This window comes from Campylobacter sp. 1569 (assembly GCF_024723675.1).
Classification (GTDB): Bacteria; Campylobacterota; Campylobacteria; order Campylobacterales; family Campylobacteraceae; genus Campylobacter_D; species Campylobacter_D jejuni_C.
The window spans coordinates 1-725 of record NZ_JANQDB010000052.1 but is presented as its reverse complement, the minus strand read 5'-3'; the positions used below and the strand labels follow the sequence as shown (position 1 = coordinate 725).

The following is a 725-nucleotide window of genomic DNA, read 5'->3' as shown; positions in this document are numbered from 1 at the left end:
GATAGTAAAAGTATGCAAGATTTTGCAGATGGAAAACTTGCTTATAATACCTTCTCTCCAGTGTTTAAACCAAATGGTGGTAATGTAGTCAATATGGGTAATATTAATGCTAAAAACGTTACTTTGCAAGGTAATAAAGTAATGTTAAGTGCTGATACTAGTTGGGATGATAAAAATAATAAAATAAAACTCAATCAAATCACAGCAGATAGTATAGATTTAAAAGGTAATGAAGTTTATGTGGATATTTCTACTATAAATTCTAAAAACCTAACTACTGAAGCAAAAAATAAAGGAATTGCTTATTTAAGCACTACGGGTTATTATTATAATCCTACAAGAAAATACAATGATATTGTATTTACCACTAAAGGTAATATGGATAAAACATATAATCAATATATTAGTATAGGTTCTGACTTAGACTGGTGGCACTTTGCTAAAGGATGGAATGAAAAAGATGATTTTAGAAATAATGTAGTAGGGGATACTTTTAAACTTACTAATGATATAGATTTTAAAGCAAGTAGTGGACAAAACTATGCTAATTATTGGGTAGACTTAAATGGTGATGGTAAAAGACAAGCTAATGAATTTACTAATATGATAGTAGGATATAAGGGCTTGTTTTATACCGATAGTGGGATGGAAATAGATTCTACTTTTAACAAAACATTTGACGGGCAAGGTTTTACACTTAAGAATATTAATATAGATACGACTAA

1 protein-coding gene is annotated in these 725 nt (G+C 28.7%); it reads left to right on the top strand.

Annotated elements, in window-relative coordinates:
* Positions 1–12 precede the first annotated feature (12 nt).
* A partial coding sequence (locus tag CAMP5060_RS08130) for a hypothetical protein (protein WP_442863354.1) occupies positions 13–725 on the top strand: 713 nt, incomplete at its 3' end.